Source organism: Amycolatopsis orientalis (genome assembly GCF_000943515.2).
Classification (GTDB): domain Bacteria; phylum Actinomycetota; class Actinomycetes; order Mycobacteriales; family Pseudonocardiaceae; genus Amycolatopsis; species Amycolatopsis orientalis.
The window spans coordinates 4,447,482-4,461,832 of sequence record NZ_CP016174.1; the positions used below are offsets into that span (position 1 = coordinate 4,447,482).

Below are 14,351 nucleotides of genomic sequence, written 5' to 3' on the forward strand. Positions count from 1 at the left end.
GGGACGACGCGCATCACTCCGAAGGTGGAGCGGTGATCACCCGTGCAGGGCACGGTAGGCCGACGCGGCACCCGGATGCAGCGGCACCTTGCCGGTACCGATCAGGGTCCGGACGTCGAGGAACTGGGTTCCGACGGCGGGTGCCGGGACGAGGTCGGCGGCGTGGCCGACCAGCGCGCGCGCCACGGCGGCGGCGACGTCGTCGGGCAGGGAAGGCGCCGCCAGCAACAGGTTCGCGACGCCGATGGTGCGCAGCTCGCCGACTCCCTGGTAGGCCTGGGCCGGGACGTGGACCTGGTCGTACACCGGTCCGTAGCCCGCGCGCAGCGCCGGAAGGTGCGCGTCCAGCGGAAGCAAGGTGATCGCGGTGGTCCGGTTCAGCTCGGTCAGCGCGGGCGTGGGGATGCCGCCCGACCAGAGCAGCGCGTCGACCTCGTGCGCCACCAGCGCGTTGATCGCCTCCCCGAGCAGGAGGTTCTTCGCGTTCACCGGGACCTGGGCGCGGGCGAACAGCCGGGTGCTGAACACGGCGACGCCGGACCCGCTCGCGCCCATCGCCACCGGCCGCCCGGCCAGATCGGCGAGCGACCGCACCTTGCCGTCCGCGCGGACCACGAGCTGGTGGTAGTTCTCGTAGACCCGGCCGATGGCCGAGAACGCGATGGGGACGGAGAACGGATCGGCGCCGGTGAAAGCGGATTCGGCGACGTCGCCGAGGACGAGTCCGAGATCGGCCCGGCCGTCCCGCAGCCGCCGCAGGTTCTCGACGCTGGCCTCGGTCGCGACGGCCACCGCGCGCAGCCGTGGCTCGGCCCGGTTGAGCTGCTGGGCAAGGAGTTCCGCGAAGGCGAGGTAGAAACCGCCGCTCTCGCCCGCGGCGATGACGACGTCCCGTTCGGGGCCCTGGTAGCCCGCCGTCGAACAGCCCGCGAGGGTGGCGAGCCCGGCGAGGAGCGCGGTGCGCCTGGTGACGGTCATGCCGGACCGCCAGTCGCGAGGGGGAGTTCGACGCGGACTTCGAGCCCGTGCGGTTCCGCTTGCCGCAGCTCGAGTTTCCCGCCCCGGGCGAGCACGTGCTGGTTCGCGATCGCGAGTCCGAGGCCCGTCCCGCGCGGCGCCCCGTCACCGCCCGCGCGCCAGAACCGTTCGGTCGCGCGTTCGCGGTCCTCTGTGGACAGTCCGGGTCCGTTGTCGGAGACGATGACCGTGGCGGTCGTGTCCCCGGTCTCGTAGCCGGTGGTGATGGTGGCGCCCTGGCCGGCGTAGTGCACCGCGTTGTCCAGCAGGACGTCCAGCACCTGCGCGAGATCACCCTCCGGGCACCGCACGGTCACCGGCGCGTGGTGACCCTCCGCGGCCGCGAGGTCGACTCCGGCGGCGTCGGCCGACGGGCGCCACGCGTCGACCCGTTCCGCGAGCACGGAAGGAAGGTCGCAGGGTTCGTCGCCGGCTTCCCCCGCGGCCAGCCGCGTCGCCGCGCTTTCCGCGAGCGCCAGCGCGAGCAGGCCGTCGAGCAGGGACTCCAGGCGTTCGACCTCGGCGACGGTCGCGCGGTAGGTCCGCTGCCCGTCCTCGTCGACCCGCGAGGCCAGCGAGTCGACCCGCAACCGCAAGGCGGCCATGGGATTCCGTAACTGATGCGAAGCGTCCGCGACGAGACGGCGCTGCTGTTCGGACGCCTCGACGACGGCGTCGGACATCCGGTTGAACGAGGTCGCGAGCGAACGCAGTTCCCTCGGCCCGGCCCGGTCGGGGACCTGCGCGCGATGCCCCTCGGTCACCGCCTGCACCCCGTTCTCCAGTTCGTGCAGCGGCCGCACCATCCACCGCGCGAGCAACACCGCGAGCAGCACGAACAGCGCCGCCACCAGCACCGCGCCCGCGACGATCGCGGCCCAGCGGGCGGCGACGTCGGCCGCCGCCGTCGCCACGGAGGCCCGCAGCACGACCACGCCCGCCACTCGCGTCCCGGTGCCGACGGGACGGGCGAAGTAGACCGGGTCGGCGGACCACGGGCTCAGCTGCTCGGGGCCTTTCGCGGGCTGATTGCGAAGGGCCGATTCGACGAGCGAGCGCACCACCGGTTCCGCGGCCGTCATCCCGCCGGTCTCCACCAGCGGCACCCCTCGGGCGTCGACCACGACGACGGCCTCGCCGTATAACGACGAATACCGCGCGGCGTCGACCGCCAGCGCGGACGGGTCACCGGAGTCGACGGCCTGCTGCGCGAGGACGACGAACCGGTCGACGTCGGCGTTGCGGGCGATGACCAGCTGCTGGGTCCGCTGCGCCGCGGTCGAGCCGAACAGCGGGACCGCGAACGCGGCGACCACGGTCAGCGCGAGCGTGACGAGGACGACCAGCAGCCGGGCGCGCACCGGTCAGTCCCGGCCGAGGCGGTAGCCGAAACCCCGGATCGTCGTGAGCAGTCCCGGCCTGTCGAGCTTCGCGCGGAGCTGCGTCAGATGCACGTCCAGCGACCGGGAGACGGCGAGGTACGCGTCACCCCAGACCTCGTCCATCAGCTGCTGGCGGCTCACCGCGGTCCCCGGCCGGGCGGCGAGCACGGCCAGGACGGCGAACTCCTTGGTGGTGAGCCCGATGTCGACGCCGCCGACCAGCACGCGCCGCGCCCCGAGGTCGATCTCGACGTCCTCGACCCGGACCACGCCGTCCTGGGGCGCCGCCGAGACGGCGGCGCGCCGGACGACCGCGTCGATCCTGGCCAGCAGCTCGGCCAGGCGGATCGGTTTCGCCAGGTAGTCGTCGGCGCCAAGCCGCAGCCCGCGCACCACGGAACGCTCGTCCCCGCTCGCGGTGAGCACGAGCACCGGCACGGGGGAGACCTGCCGGACCTTCCTCAGCACGTCGAGCCCGTGCATGTCGGGCAGATTGAGGTCCAGCAGGATCACGTCGGCCTCACGATGGCGGTGCAGCGCGTCGCTGCCCCGGATCACGTGGGAGACGGTGTGGCCGCGCGCCTGCAGCGATTCCGCGAGCGCGTCGGCGACGCCGGCGTCGTCTTCGACGAGCAGCACCCGCACGGCCACACCTTCCCGCCTAGCCTTCCCGGCCGGACACCAGCTCGGACTCGGGCCGCGGCTTCTTCTCCAGCTCCGAGGTCTTCGAGGTTTCCCGCATTGTGCCGTACACGATCAGCGACACCAGGACACAGCCCGCGACGTAGAAGAAGAACACCGATTCGTGGCCGGCGCCCTTCAGTGCCTGCGCGATGAGTTCGGCGGTGCCGCCGAAGATCGCCACGGTGAGCGCGTAGGGGAGACCGACGCCGATCGCGCGGATCTTCGTCGGGAACAGCTCGGCCTTCACGATCGCGTTGATCGACGTGTACCCGGTGACGATGACGAGCCCGGCCAGCATCAGCAGGAACGCGAGCACCGGCTCCTTGGTCCCGCCCATGAGCGTCATGATCGGGACGGTCAGCAGCGTGCCCGCGATGCCGAAGAACATCAGCAGCGGGCGGCGGCCGATGCGGTCGGAGAGCTTGCCCGCGAACGGCTGCAGGATCGCGGCGACGAGGATCGCGCAGAACAGGATCAGCGTGACCGTCCGGCGCGGGATGCCCGCGGTGTTCTCCATGAACTTCTGGCTGTAGGTGGCGAAGGTGTAGAAGGACACCGTGCCGCCGAGGGTGAGGCCGACGACGAGCGCGATCTCCTTGGGGTACTTGATCAGCGCGCGCAGCGTGCCCTTGTCGCCCGCCTCCTTGCCGGTACCGGTCGCCTTGCTCTCCTCGAAGCTGGCCGACTCGTCCATCCCGCGGCGCAGGACCATCACCACGACTGCGGCGAGCGCGCCGACGACGAAGGCGATCCGCCAGCCCCACGAGGTCAGCTGCTGTTCGGTGAGGATGGCCTGCAGCAGCAGCTGGAGGCCGAGCGCCAGCAACTGGCCGCCGTACAGCGTCACGTACTGGAAGCTGGAGTAGAACCCGCGTTTGCCGGGGGTGGCCACTTCGGACAGATAGGTCGCGGAGGTCGAGTACTCGCCGCCGACCGACAGCCCCTGGATGAGCCGGGCCACCAGCAGCAGGATCGGCGCGGCGATCCCGATGGTGGCGTAGGTCGGGGTCAGCGCGATCATCAGCGAGCCGGCCGCCATCAACGTGACGGAGAGCACGAGTGCGCTTCGTCGCCCGAACCGGTCGGCGAACCGGCCGAGCATCCAGCCGCCGAGCGGCCGCATGAGGAAGCCGACGGCGAACACCGCCGCCGTGCCGAGGAAGGCCGCCGTCGTGTCCTTGGTGGGGAAGAAGGACTTGGCGAAGTACGTGGTGAAGGCGGCGTAGGCGTACCAGTCGTACCACTCGACCAGGTTGCCGATCGAGCCGCGCAGCACGTTGCCGACGACCCGCCTCTCGCTTACGGGCGGCGACGATTCGCCGATCCGGGTTGTCATCTTTGACCTCCTGTGTTCCGGCTCACGGTGAACAATCCGTGACGACCGGGCAAGGTTTCGGCCCGGTTCCTAACATCCGCTTAGGACGGTCGCGGTTACCCGGAGGTAGGGGTGGCGCGGCTCCGGCTGGTCCCGGGTGAGCCGATAACCTCAGTGCGTCAGCGGGACATGGACGACGCGAGGAGAGCTGAAGTGGGACGGTCGGTACTGGTCACCGGCGGCAACCGCGGCATCGGTTTGGCGATCGCGAAGGACCTCGCGGCGCAGGGGCACAAGGTGGCGATCACGCACCGCGGTTCCGGTGCGCCCGAAGGCCTCTTCGGGGTGCAGGCCGACGTCACCGACGCCGAGCAGATCGACGCCGCGTTCACGCTCGTCGAAGAGAACCAGGGGCCCGTGGAGGTCCTGGTGGCGAACGCCGGGATGACCGATGACACCCTGCTCATGCGCATGAGCGAGGACCAGTTCACCCGCGTCGTGGACGCCAACCTCACCGGCGCCTACCGGGTCGCCAAGCGCGCCTCCCGCGGCATGCTGCGCGGCAAGTGGGGCCGCTTCATCTTCATCTCGTCCGTCGTCGGCCTCACCGGCTCGGCCGGCCAGGTCAACTACGCGGCGAGCAAGGCCGGTCTCGTCGGCCTCGCCCGGTCGCTCGCCCGGGAACTGGGCTCGCGCAACATCACCTCGAACGTCATCGCGCCGGGCTTCGTCGCCACGGACATGACCGACGAACTCGGCGAGGACCGCAAGAAGCAGATCCTCGCCCAGGTTCCCTCCGGCCGGTACGCCGAGCCGTCGGAGATCGCCGCCGCCGTCCGGTACCTCGCCTCCGAAGAGGCCGGATACGTCAACGGCGCGGTGCTGCCGGTCGACGGCGGCCTCGGCATGGGCCACTGACGTCCCCCGTTTTCCCGTACTGCTCACCCACTCCGGACTGGAGGTCCCGTGCCAGGACTGCTCGAAGGCAAGCGCCTGCTGATCACCGGCGTCATCACCGACGCCTCGCTCGCGTTCCACGCGGCCAAGATCGCGCAGCAGGAGGGCGCGAAGGTCGTGCTCACCGGCTTCGGCAGGCTGTCGCTCGTCGAGCGCATCGCCAAGCGTCTCCCCGAGGAGGCGCCGGTGCTGGAGCTGGACGTCACCAACCAGGAGCACCTCGACTCGCTCGCCGACCGCGTCCGTGAGCACGTCGACGGTCTCGACGGCGTGCTGCACTCGATCGGGTTCGCGCCGCAGTCGTGCCTCGGCGCGCCGTTCCTGGACGCCCCCAGCGAGGACGTGAAGGTGGCCGTCGACGTCTCGGCGTACTCCTTCAAGTCCCTCGCCGTGGCGACCCTGCCGCTGCTCTCGCGCGGTGCGTCGATCGTCGGCATGGACTTCGACGCGCGCGTCGCGTGGCCCGCCTACAACTGGATGGGCGTGGCGAAGGCGGCGCTGGAGTCGGTCAACCGGTACCTGGCCCGCGACCTGGGCCCGCAGGGCATCCGGGTCAACCTGGTCAGCGCCGGCCCGATGAAGACCATGGCCGCGAAGTCGATCCCCGGCTTCGCGGACCTGGAAAACGGCTGGGGCGACCGGGCCCCGCTCGGCTGGGACAGCTCCGACCCGGACCCGACGGCGAAGTCCGTCTGCGCCGTGCTCTCGGACTGGCTGCCCGCCACCACCGGCTCGATGATCATGGTCGACGGCGGTCTGCACGCCACCGGCTTCTGAGCCCTTTTCGTAGTCCGTGAAGGCCTCCTTGAGGGACCCAGGGTCCCTCAAGGAGGCCTTCACGGATTTCACGGGAGGACGGCCTGTGCCACGTGCCAGGAGTCTTCGAGCAGCAGGTACTTGGTGATCAGGCCGTCGTCGTTCACCTCGAACTGGATGGTGAAGGCCGTCTCGATCACCTTGCCGGTACTGCGGATGGTCGAGCGCAGCCGGCCGATCGCGACCGCGTGCGGCCCGTCGACGAGGACGCGTTCGACGTCGAACCGGTCCTTGACGAGGCCCTTGTCGAGCAGGCTGTAGAACTCGCGGATCTCCGCCGGGTTCCGGCGCGGGCCGATCCAGGGCACGAGATCCGTCGCGCCGGGGATGTCCCACGCGACGTCTTCGGCGAAGAGTTCCGAGGCGCCGTCAGTGTCCCCTGTGGACATTCGGAAGAACTCGGTGAGGGTGGCTTCGGTGCGTTCGGACATGTTTTCTCCTTAGAGGGTCACGGTTTCGCGGAGCGGGCGGCGGTTGTCGGTGTGCTGGACACCGGCGGCGAAGGTGAGGGCGAGGATCGTGGCGACGCCGAGTCCGACGCTCACCCACGCGACGCTCGGATAGCCGAGACCGGCGTCGATCGACTCGCCGCCGAGCCACGGGCCGACGGTGTTGCCGACGTTGAACGCGGCGGTCGTACTGGCGCCGACGAGCGTCGGCGCGGTGCCCGCCACCGCGAACGCGCGGACGTTCAGTGCGGGGTTGACGCCGAATCCGGCGACGCCGAACAGGAACACGGCCAAGATCGCGAGCGGAGTCTGTGGACCGGCGACGGCGAGCAGGACCAGCGCGAGCAACGCGAGGGCGAGGCCGCCGTACAGGGTGGCGAACGGCCTCGCGTCGGCCAGCCGCCCGCCGACGGTGATCCCGAGCAGCGCGCCGAGCCCGAACAGGGACAGCACGCCCGGCACCCAGCTCTCCGGGAGTCCGCTGATCTCGGTCAGCAGGGGCGCCAGGTAGCTGAAGGTCGCGAAGATCATCGCCTGCGCGAGCGCGATCACGCCGAGTGCCAGCCAGAACCGGCCGCCGCGGTAGAGCCGCAGTTCGGCCGCGACGTCGGGCTTTTCCTCACCCTTCTGCGTCTCCGGGACCAGGGCGAAGACCCCGATGAGCGCGATGACGGTCAGCACGGTGACCGCCCAGAACGCGGCCCGCCAGCCCGCGTGCTGTCCGAGGAAGGTGCCCGCGGGGACACCGGCGATGTTCGCGACGGTGAGCCCGCCGACCAGGATGGCCAGCGCCCGGCCACGGCGTTCCACCGGGACCAGCGCGACCGCGGTGGCCGCCGCGACGGCCCAGAACCCGGCACAGGCGACGGCGCTGACGACGCGCGTCGCGAACAGCAGCGCGTACCCCGTCCCGAGTGCGCCGACGACGTGGGAGAGCCCGAAGACGACCAGCAGGCCCATCAGGGTGGCGCGCCTCGGCACGCGCAGGGTGGCTATCGCCAGCAGGGGAGCGCCGACGACCATTCCGATCGCGAAGGCGGAGATGAGCAGGCCCGCTTCCGGGATGCCGACGCCGAGGTCGGCCGCCATCCCCGGCAGCAGGCCGGTGATCATGAACTCGGACGTACCGAGCGCGAACACGCTCAGTCCGAGCACGCACACTGCCAAAGGCACGGGATCTTCCTCCAGTTTTGTATTGATCAGTCCAAAATGTGGGCAGCGTCGCCCGAGAGCGGATTCCGGCTTACTTGGCGGCTATCGCGTCCACCGCGATGCTCGCGACGGCCTCCATCGCCGCCCGGTCCGCGCCCCGCCGGGACATCAGCCGGAGGCCGGCGACGGTGCTGTGCGCGAATTCGGCGATGTCGGCGGGCTGACGGGTACCGTCGATCGTCCCGTCGAGCTGCCCTTCGCTGGCGCAGGACGCGAGCAGGGTGAGATGACGCGCGGTGTCGGCGTCGATCCGTGCCTTGACCTCGGCGTCGCGGTCGCCGAACTCGGCCACCGTGTTGACGACGAGGCAGCCGCGGCCGCGGGTCGCGACCTCTTCGTCGATGGTGAACGAGAACAGGGCGCGGAAACGCTCGATGCCCGTGCCCGCCTCCTCCAGCAACGCCGTCCTGGAGACGATGCCGCGTTCGGCGTAGTGGTCGAGCGCGCGCATGAACAGTTCGTGCTTGCTGGTGAAGGTGTTGTAGATGCTGCTGCGGCCCAGTCCGGTGGCTTCGCAGAGGGCCTGGGTCGACGTGCCCTCGTAGCCGCGCGCCCAGAACGCGTCCATGGCGCGCCCGATGGCGGCGCCCTCGTCGAATTCCTTCGGCCTGGCCATGGAAACGACCGTACCAGGTTTTGGATCGACCGGTTCAAAACGGGCCGGGTCAGCGTGCGGGGCGCCACAACGGCAAGATGAGAGGGTGGGTTACGACGCGCTGCTTTGGCTTTCGTTCGGTGGTCCCGAAGGACCCGACGAGGTGATGCCGTTTCTGGAGAACGTCACGCGGGGGCGGGGCGTCCCGCGGGAACGGCTGCTCGAAGTCGCCGAGCATTACCAGCACTTCGGCGGGGTCTCGCCGATCAACCGCCTGAACCGGGACGCTATCTCCGCGGTGGAGAAGCAGCTCGCGACGGCCGGGATCGACCTGCCCGTCCACTTCGGCAACCGCAACTGGCGGCCGATGGTCGAGGACACGCTGGCGGAGATCACCAAGGCGGGCGCGCGGCGCGTCCTGGTGTTCCCCACGAGCGCGTACGGCGGTTACTCCGCCTGCCGTCAGTACGACGAGGACATCGAGCGTGCCCGCGCCGCGGTCGGTGACGGCGCGCCGGAACTGGTCAAGCTGCGGCAGTTCTTCGACCACCCGCTGTTCGTCGGCGCCGTCGCCGACGCGGTCCGCGCCGCGCACGCCGAACTCGGGAACGAGCCCGGCACGAGGACGGTCTTCTGCGCCCACTCCGTGCCCGAATCCGCCGACGCCGCTTCCGGCCCGCCCTCGGAAGGCGGCCACCGCTACTCGCGTCAGATCGCCGAGGCCGCCCGCCTCGTCGCGGCCGAAGCGGGGATCGAGACCTACGACGTCGTCTGGCAGTCGCGTTCCGGGCCGCCCCAGGTGCCGTGGCTGGAGCCGGACATCGTCGACCACATCGACGCCCTGCACGCGGACGGCGTCACGTCGGTGGTCGTCTGCCCGGTCGGCTTCGTCTCCGACCACCTCGAAGTCATCTGGGACCTAGACAACGAGGCCGCCGAGCGCGCCGCCGAACACGGCATGGGGTTCGCGCGGGCCGCCACTCCGGACACCGACCCGCGCTTCGCGGAGCTCGTCGTCGAGCTGATCCGCGAGCACACGGAAGGGTTGCCCGCGCGCAAGCTGTCGCCGTTCCCGGCGGCCGGATGCACGGTGAACGGCGCGCCTTGCGCTGTCGGGTGCTGCGAGCCCGCGAAGAGGCCCGCGCGTCCGTAATGCGCCTCGTGAGCGGTAATGACGGTTAGAACCGTCATTACCGCTCACGAGCGGTGATCCTCGACAGGTGCAGGTCGATCAGGCCGATGGCTTCTTCGCTGGACTGGTAGCCCAGCAGCACCGCGTCTCCCAGGCCGGACACCAGCGCCAGCAGGAGGGCGGCCTCGGTGGCAGGATCGACGGTGGGCACGAGATCGCCGTCGTCGCGGGCGGCGGCCAGCATCGCCGCCACCGCGTCGCGGACCGCGCCGTGGCCGGTCCGGAAGTGACCGGCGATCTCGGGATCCTTGAGCGCGCGCATCAGGAAGGCGTTGGCGACCAGTGCGTCGTCCCTGGCGGCTTCGTCCAGGGGAAGCAGGGCGACGAGCAGATCCCGGACACCGGGCTTCCCGCTGGGCAGGCCCGCGGCGATGCGCTCTTCGAGCCCGCCCCGCAAGGTGGTCGCCGCGTAGCGCAGCATCTCGTCCCTCGACGCGAAGTAGTGCTGGACGAACCCTTTCGAGATACCGGCTTCGGCCGCGACCTCGTTCAGGCTGACGCCTTCGAGTCCCCGGTCGGCCGCGATGCGGCGGACGGCCGCGGCGATCTGCCCCCGCCGGTGTTCGTGGTCGACTCGTTTGGGCACGCGCCGCTCCTTTTGCAGTCCGATCGGATTGCCAACTGTTCACCAAGTGGTTACAATCCGATCGTACCGTAAAAGAGGGAGGGCACATGAGGGTGGGCGGTTTCGCTTCGCCGGGGGCACGGGCCGAGTACGAGGTCGTCTACGAACGGGGACTGGCGGCTTTGCCCGCACCCACGGCGATCCACGACATCCAGACGGCGTTCGGGGTGGCGCGCGTGTACCGGTTCGGGCAGCCGGGCGGGACGCCGATCGTGCTGCTGCCCGGTCGCGCGGGGACCGCGGTGATGTGGGAGCCCAACCTCTCCGCCCTGCTGCGACACGGGGAGGTCTACGCGCTGGACCTCATCGGCGAGCCCGGACGCAGCCGCCAGACGGCCCCGATCCGCGACGGCGCGGATCAGGCCGCCTGGCTGAGCACGGTGCTCGCGGAGCTCGAACTGGAGTCCGTCCATCTCGTGGGCTACTCGTTCGGTGGCTGGCTCGCGGCCAACCTCGCCGTGCGGGCGCCGGAGCGGCTCACGTCGCTCACGCTGATCGACCCGGTGCTGACGTTCGGCCGCTTGACCGCGGGACTGGTCCTCCGTGCCACGCTCACCGCGGTGCCCGTCGTCAACCGCTGGGCCCGCCCGTCGTTCCTCCGCTGGATCTCCGGCGGGGCGGAGGTCGACACCGCCGACCCCGTCGCGCGGGTGATCGACGAGGGCATCCGGACCTTCCGCATCGCGCTGCCCACGCCCAGGCTGATCACCGACGCGCAGTTGCGTTCGCTGCGGATGCCGGTGCTGGCCCTGGTGGCCGGGCGCAGCGTCATCCACCGTGGGGACCGCGCCGCCGCCCGCGCCCGCGCGCTGCTGCCGCGGGGGCAGGTCGAACTGTGGCCGTCGGCGACCCATGCCATCGCGGGCGAAGCCGCGGCCGAGGTCAACGCGCGGATCTTGTCCTTCCTGGCCGACTGCGAGGCGACGGGGAAGACGCGATCATGACCGCGCGCGGTGGGAACCCGGCTCTCGCTCTGCTGGTCTGGGACGTCGCGGTGCCACTGGCGGCTTACTACGGGCTCCGGCTCGCCGGACAGAGTGAGCAGGTCTCGTTGCTGGCCGGGGCGGTGCTGGCCGCGGCCCGGATCGCGTGGGTCGCCGTCCGCGACAGGTGCTTCGACGGCTTCGCCGCGCTACTGGCAGGCGTGCTCGGGGTCGGTCTCGTGTTGTCACTGGTCACCGGTGACGCGAAGTTCTTGCTGCTGAAGGAATCCTTCGGCACCGCGACCGCGGCGATCGTGCTGCTGGTGAGCTGTTTCGGCCGCGCGCCCATGCTGCTCGTCGCCGTGCGCGCCGGCTCCAGCGCGGCCAAACGCGCCGAACTCGACCGGCTCACCGGTGAGATTCCCGCCCTCCGCCGGGCCTTCACCCGGATGTCGGCGGTCTGGGGAGTGGCCCTGCTCCTGGAGGCCGCGGTCCGGGTTCCGCTGGTCTACACCTTGCCCGCCGACGTGATGAACGCGCTCAGCGTGGTCCTGCTCATCGCCGTGATCGGCGGGCTTTCGCTGTGGTCGGTCCGGTACGCCGGGAAGATCCAGGAACGGCACGCCGTCGCCGCGTGAACCGCGGGGCTATGGGTGCCGGTCCGCCTGGTCCGCGAACACCCGCACCGCTTCGTTGATCGCCGCGTACCGCGCGTTCCGGATCGCTTCGGCCAGCGGCCGCAACGCTTCCGCCCGCCGAAGCGCGGCCGAGGCGGAGAGCGCGCCACCCGGATCGTCGGATTCGGCGATCGCGAGGATCGCCGCGATCTCCTCGGACCGCTGCAGCACCCGCAGTGAACGCCCGGGCATCCCGGCGGGCCAGGGCGCGTCGGTGGCCGATCGCAGCCGCGCCGAAAGTTCCGCCCGCACACCCGGCCGGTCGCTGGCGACGTCGAGCGTCTGCAGCGCGCCGGCACTCGCGCGGATCGCGTCGGTCAGGCCGTGCTCGGCCTCACCCAGCGGCCGGTATTCGAGGACACCCGGCATCGGCACCGAGTACACGGTCCACCGCATCAGCCCTTCGGCGATCGTCTCCGGAACCAGGCCGTAGCCGAAATCCGGCAACACCACGGCCTCTCCGGCCCGCAGCGCGGCCTCGGTGAACGGGCCACCGCCCCCGAGCCCGCGGACGTCACCGGGCACCGGCATCAGCAACTGCATGCTCTTCGCGCCCTGCGCCCGCAACGCGAGAAGCAGCTGGACCGGGGTCGCCGCCCGGTTGAACGCCAGGGGCAGATCGAACGCCTCGGCGGCCGCGGCGTCCGCGGCGACGACGTCGTGGGCTTCGCCCCAGACCTGAAGGGCGTCAAGGACGTCGTCGGAGGCGGCGGCTCCGTTCAGCCACGCCGAAGACCAGACCGCGAGGGTCGCACTAGGACGGCACACTGGGTTGATTTTAATCGCGCGCCGGGCGAAACCGTGCGCCGGGCGCGGATCGGAAGCAAAGTCACGCGGGGCGCGCTCCCGGCGGGACGCGGGCGGAGATCCCGGTGCCGCCGCCCGGTTCGGACTCGATCCGCAGCGTTCCCGACAGGCTCTCGATCCGCTGGCGCATCGCGGTCAGCCCGAAGCCGCCTCCGGTGGTGTCACCGCGCGGATCCAGCGGATCGAACCCCCGGCCGTCGTCACGGACGTCCAAGGCCACCTCGCCGTCCAGGTAGGACAACGTCACCCCGGCGCGGGTCGCGCGGGCATGGCCGGCGACGTTCGCCAGCGCCTCCTGCGCGGTCCGCAGCAACGCGATCTCGGTCTCGGGGGACAGCGGCACGGCGGCTCCGGTGGTGGTGACCTGCACCGCGACGCCGTGCAGCGCCGACCACCGGTCCGCGACGCCTTCAAGCGCTTCGCTCAGCCGCGAGGCCCGCAGCGGTTCAGGCCGCAGCGCGTGCACCGAACGCCGGGCCTCGGTCAGGCTTTCCCGCGCCAGCGCCGTCGCCGCGGTGGTGCGGCGGCGCCACGAATCCGGGTCGTGCTCGGCCGCCTGCAACTGCGTGATGATCCCGGTGAGCCCCTGCGCGAGGGTGTCGTGGATTTCGCGGGCCATCCGTTCGCGTTCGTCGTGCACGGCGGTGTCGCGCGCACTGGCGAGCAACCGGTCGTGGAGTGCGGCGTTCTCGGCCAGGCTCGCCTCCAGCCGCCGGTTCGCTTCGGCCAGTTCCCGCAACGCCTTCTCCCGCTCCCGGTTCCGTTCGCCGCTGCGCCAGGCGAACCAGGCGAAACCGCACATCGGCCCGGCGTTGACGGCGAGCACGGCCAGGTACGCCAGCACACCGGCGAACGTGGACTTGTCCACGCCGTAGGCCTGGGCGGTCCCGGCCACCGCCGCCACCGCGGCGACGCCGGGAAGGACCCACGGCCACGGCAAGAGCCGGAACGCGTAGACGTAGAGGGCGGGGGTGAAGCAGCCGAACCACGGCGCGTCGAGCACGAGGACCAGCGTGATGGCCGTCAGCACCCCCAGGAAGACGGCCATCACCGGCACGCTTTCCCGCCAGGCGGGCGGCAGGGCGAACAACCCCAGCATCCATCCGGCGGCGAGCCCGCAGAGGACGAGTTCCGGCCATCGCGCTCCGCCGGTCACCAGGGTGAAACCGGTCAGGACCGCCAGGAGCGCGAAGGGCAGCGAGGTCACCACTGGACCCCGCAGCTGCTCCGGGACTCTCATTCACACCCCCGCTGTCCGCCCACTCGCGAACAACGATCGCAGATGACCGCCGTTGGCGATCACCGCGACACCGATCAGGACGAGACCGCAGAGCCCTTGCTCGATCCGCATCCACGTGGGCAGGAAGCCGGGCAGCGAGACCAGCACCGCGATCGCGACCACCATGGCGGCCGAGGCGATCCGCAACCGCAGGTACGCCCCGCGCCGTCCGCGAGCGGCGCCGAGGACGAACACGAACAGCACCACCGAGGCGATGAGCACGCCCTCGCCGCGGACCCAGACGACGTCGGTCACGACGTCCGGCCGGTCGCGCCAGAGATACGCCACGACGAGGGCGAGGACGCTGAGGCCGATGTAGCAGCCGACCAGCGCCTTCATCCGCAGGAAGGCCGTGCGGCTGCGAGGGTGGTCGAGATCGTCCTGGGGCACCGGGGGTTTCCGCGTCTTGGGCATGGGCCCA

The 14,351-nt window shown here is 71.1% G+C and carries 16 protein-coding genes; 5 read left to right on the top strand and 11 right to left on the bottom strand.

What is annotated here, in order from left to right; all coding sequences use genetic code 11:
* Positions 1 to 36: 36 nt before the first annotated feature.
* Genes SD37_RS19370 through SD37_RS19385 form a run of 4 tightly spaced genes read right to left on the bottom strand, consistent with a single transcriptional unit; the run spans position 37 to position 4,419 of the window.
* Positions 37 to 978, bottom strand: coding sequence for a TAXI family TRAP transporter solute-binding subunit (locus SD37_RS19370; RefSeq protein ID WP_044853221.1), 942 nt, complete (start codon positions 976 to 978; stop codon positions 37 to 39).
* Complete coding sequence (locus SD37_RS19375; RefSeq protein ID WP_044853222.1) at positions 975 to 2,378, bottom strand: sensor histidine kinase; 1,404 nt, start codon at positions 2,376 to 2,378, stop codon at positions 975 to 977. Before SD37_RS19375 ends, SD37_RS19370 begins: the two co-directional genes overlap by 4 nt.
* A gap of 3 nt (positions 2,379 to 2,381) precedes the next feature.
* The gene (locus SD37_RS19380) at positions 2,382 to 3,044 is read right to left on the bottom strand and encodes a response regulator transcription factor (RefSeq protein WP_044853223.1); all 663 of its coding nucleotides are present in this window, start codon (positions 3,042 to 3,044) and stop codon (positions 2,382 to 2,384) included.
* A gap of 16 nt (positions 3,045 to 3,060) precedes the next feature.
* Entirely contained in the window at positions 3,061 to 4,419 is a 1,359-nt protein-coding gene (locus SD37_RS19385) for an MFS transporter (protein ID WP_044853224.1), read from the bottom strand.
* A 192-nt stretch (positions 4,420 to 4,611) separates the two neighbouring features.
* Between SD37_RS19385 and fabG the strand changes: the two genes are divergently transcribed.
* Complete coding sequence (gene fabG, locus SD37_RS19390) at positions 4,612 to 5,316, top strand: beta-ketoacyl-ACP reductase (RefSeq protein ID WP_044853225.1); 705 nt, start codon at positions 4,612 to 4,614, stop codon at positions 5,314 to 5,316.
* A gap of 48 nt (positions 5,317 to 5,364) precedes the next feature.
* A complete protein-coding gene (fabI, locus tag SD37_RS19395; RefSeq protein WP_037319757.1) occupies positions 5,365 to 6,132 on the top strand; it encodes an enoyl-ACP reductase FabI in 768 nt (255 codons plus the stop codon).
* Between the two features lie 68 nt (positions 6,133 to 6,200).
* Here the strand turns inward: fabI and SD37_RS19400 are convergent, their stop codons facing one another.
* The 3 genes from SD37_RS19400 to SD37_RS19410 all read right to left on the bottom strand — a co-directional run bounded on the left by SD37_RS19400 (position 6,201) and on the right by SD37_RS19410 (position 8,448).
* A complete protein-coding gene (locus tag SD37_RS19400; RefSeq protein ID WP_044853226.1) occupies positions 6,201 to 6,602 on the bottom strand; it encodes a nuclear transport factor 2 family protein in 402 nt (133 codons plus the stop codon).
* 9 nt (positions 6,603 to 6,611) lie between these two features.
* Positions 6,612 to 7,793 (bottom strand): Cmx/CmrA family chloramphenicol efflux MFS transporter, encoded by a 1,182-nt coding sequence (locus SD37_RS19405; RefSeq protein ID WP_044853227.1) that lies wholly within the window; start codon positions 7,791 to 7,793, stop codon positions 6,612 to 6,614.
* 70 nt (positions 7,794 to 7,863) lie between these two features.
* The gene (locus SD37_RS19410) at positions 7,864 to 8,448 is read right to left on the bottom strand and encodes a TetR/AcrR family transcriptional regulator (protein WP_044853228.1); all 585 of its coding nucleotides are present in this window, start codon (positions 8,446 to 8,448) and stop codon (positions 7,864 to 7,866) included.
* Positions 8,449 to 8,533: 85 nt separating this feature from the next.
* Here SD37_RS19410 and SD37_RS19415 point away from each other — a divergent pair, with 85 nt between their 5' ends.
* Positions 8,534 to 9,580, top strand: coding sequence for a ferrochelatase (locus SD37_RS19415; protein WP_044853229.1), 1,047 nt, complete (start codon positions 8,534 to 8,536; stop codon positions 9,578 to 9,580).
* Positions 9,581 to 9,617: 37 nt separating this feature from the next.
* Here the strand turns inward: SD37_RS19415 and SD37_RS19420 are convergent, their stop codons facing one another.
* Positions 9,618 to 10,205 (bottom strand): TetR/AcrR family transcriptional regulator, encoded by a 588-nt coding sequence (locus SD37_RS19420; RefSeq protein ID WP_044853230.1) that lies wholly within the window; start codon positions 10,203 to 10,205, stop codon positions 9,618 to 9,620.
* A gap of 86 nt (positions 10,206 to 10,291) precedes the next feature.
* On the opposite strand from SD37_RS19420, the gene SD37_RS19425 reads away from it, so the two are divergent.
* Together SD37_RS19425 and SD37_RS19430 are read left to right on the top strand one after the other, a co-directional pair.
* Positions 10,292 to 11,188: an alpha/beta fold hydrolase gene (locus tag SD37_RS19425; RefSeq protein ID WP_044853231.1), complete on the top strand. Its 897-nt coding sequence runs from the start codon at positions 10,292 to 10,294 to the stop codon at positions 11,186 to 11,188.
* Complete coding sequence (locus SD37_RS19430) at positions 11,185 to 11,805, top strand: VC0807 family protein (protein ID WP_052675045.1); 621 nt, start codon at positions 11,185 to 11,187, stop codon at positions 11,803 to 11,805. Before SD37_RS19425 ends, SD37_RS19430 begins: the two co-directional genes overlap by 4 nt.
* Positions 11,806 to 11,814: 9 nt before the next feature.
* On the opposite strand, the gene SD37_RS19435 is transcribed toward SD37_RS19430, so the two are convergent.
* From SD37_RS19435 to SD37_RS19445, 3 genes are all read right to left on the bottom strand, one after another.
* Positions 11,815 to 12,612: a hypothetical protein gene (locus SD37_RS19435; protein WP_037319733.1), complete on the bottom strand. Its 798-nt coding sequence runs from the start codon at positions 12,610 to 12,612 to the stop codon at positions 11,815 to 11,817.
* 61 nt (positions 12,613 to 12,673) lie between these two features.
* The gene (locus SD37_RS19440) at positions 12,674 to 13,891 is read right to left on the bottom strand and encodes a sensor histidine kinase (protein WP_044853232.1); all 1,218 of its coding nucleotides are present in this window, start codon (positions 13,889 to 13,891) and stop codon (positions 12,674 to 12,676) included.
* Positions 13,892 to 14,344 carry a hypothetical protein gene (locus SD37_RS19445; RefSeq protein ID WP_044853233.1) on the bottom strand — a complete coding sequence of 151 codons (453 nt, stop codon included), beginning with the start codon at positions 14,342 to 14,344 and terminating at the stop codon, positions 13,892 to 13,894. It lies immediately after the preceding gene.
* Positions 14,345 to 14,351: the final 7 nt, after the last annotated feature.

What these genes read in the sequence shown, in the direction of transcription:
- SD37_RS19410 (WP_044853228.1), bottom strand. Translation starts at nt 8,448, where the DNA reads ATGGCCAGGCCGAAGGAATTCGACGAGGGCGCCGCCATCGGGCGCGCC.
- SD37_RS19445 (WP_044853233.1), bottom strand. Translation starts at nt 14,344, where the DNA reads ATGCCCAAGACGCGGAAACCCCCGGTGCCCCAGGACGATCTCGACCAC.
- SD37_RS19440 (WP_044853232.1), bottom strand. Translation starts at nt 13,891, where the DNA reads ATGAGAGTCCCGGAGCAGCTGCGGGGTCCAGTGGTGACCTCGCTGCCC.
- SD37_RS19425 (WP_044853231.1), top strand. Translation starts at nt 10,292, where the DNA reads ATGAGGGTGGGCGGTTTCGCTTCGCCGGGGGCACGGGCCGAGTACGAG.
- SD37_RS19430 (WP_052675045.1), top strand. Translation starts at nt 11,185, where the DNA reads ATGACCGCGCGCGGTGGGAACCCGGCTCTCGCTCTGCTGGTCTGGGAC.
- SD37_RS19400 (WP_044853226.1), bottom strand. Translation starts at nt 6,602, where the DNA reads ATGTCCGAACGCACCGAAGCCACCCTCACCGAGTTCTTCCGAATGTCC.
- SD37_RS19370 (WP_044853221.1), bottom strand. Translation starts at nt 978, where the DNA reads ATGACCGTCACCAGGCGCACCGCGCTCCTCGCCGGGCTCGCCACCCTC.
- SD37_RS19385 (WP_044853224.1), bottom strand. Translation starts at nt 4,419, where the DNA reads ATGACAACCCGGATCGGCGAATCGTCGCCGCCCGTAAGCGAGAGGCGG.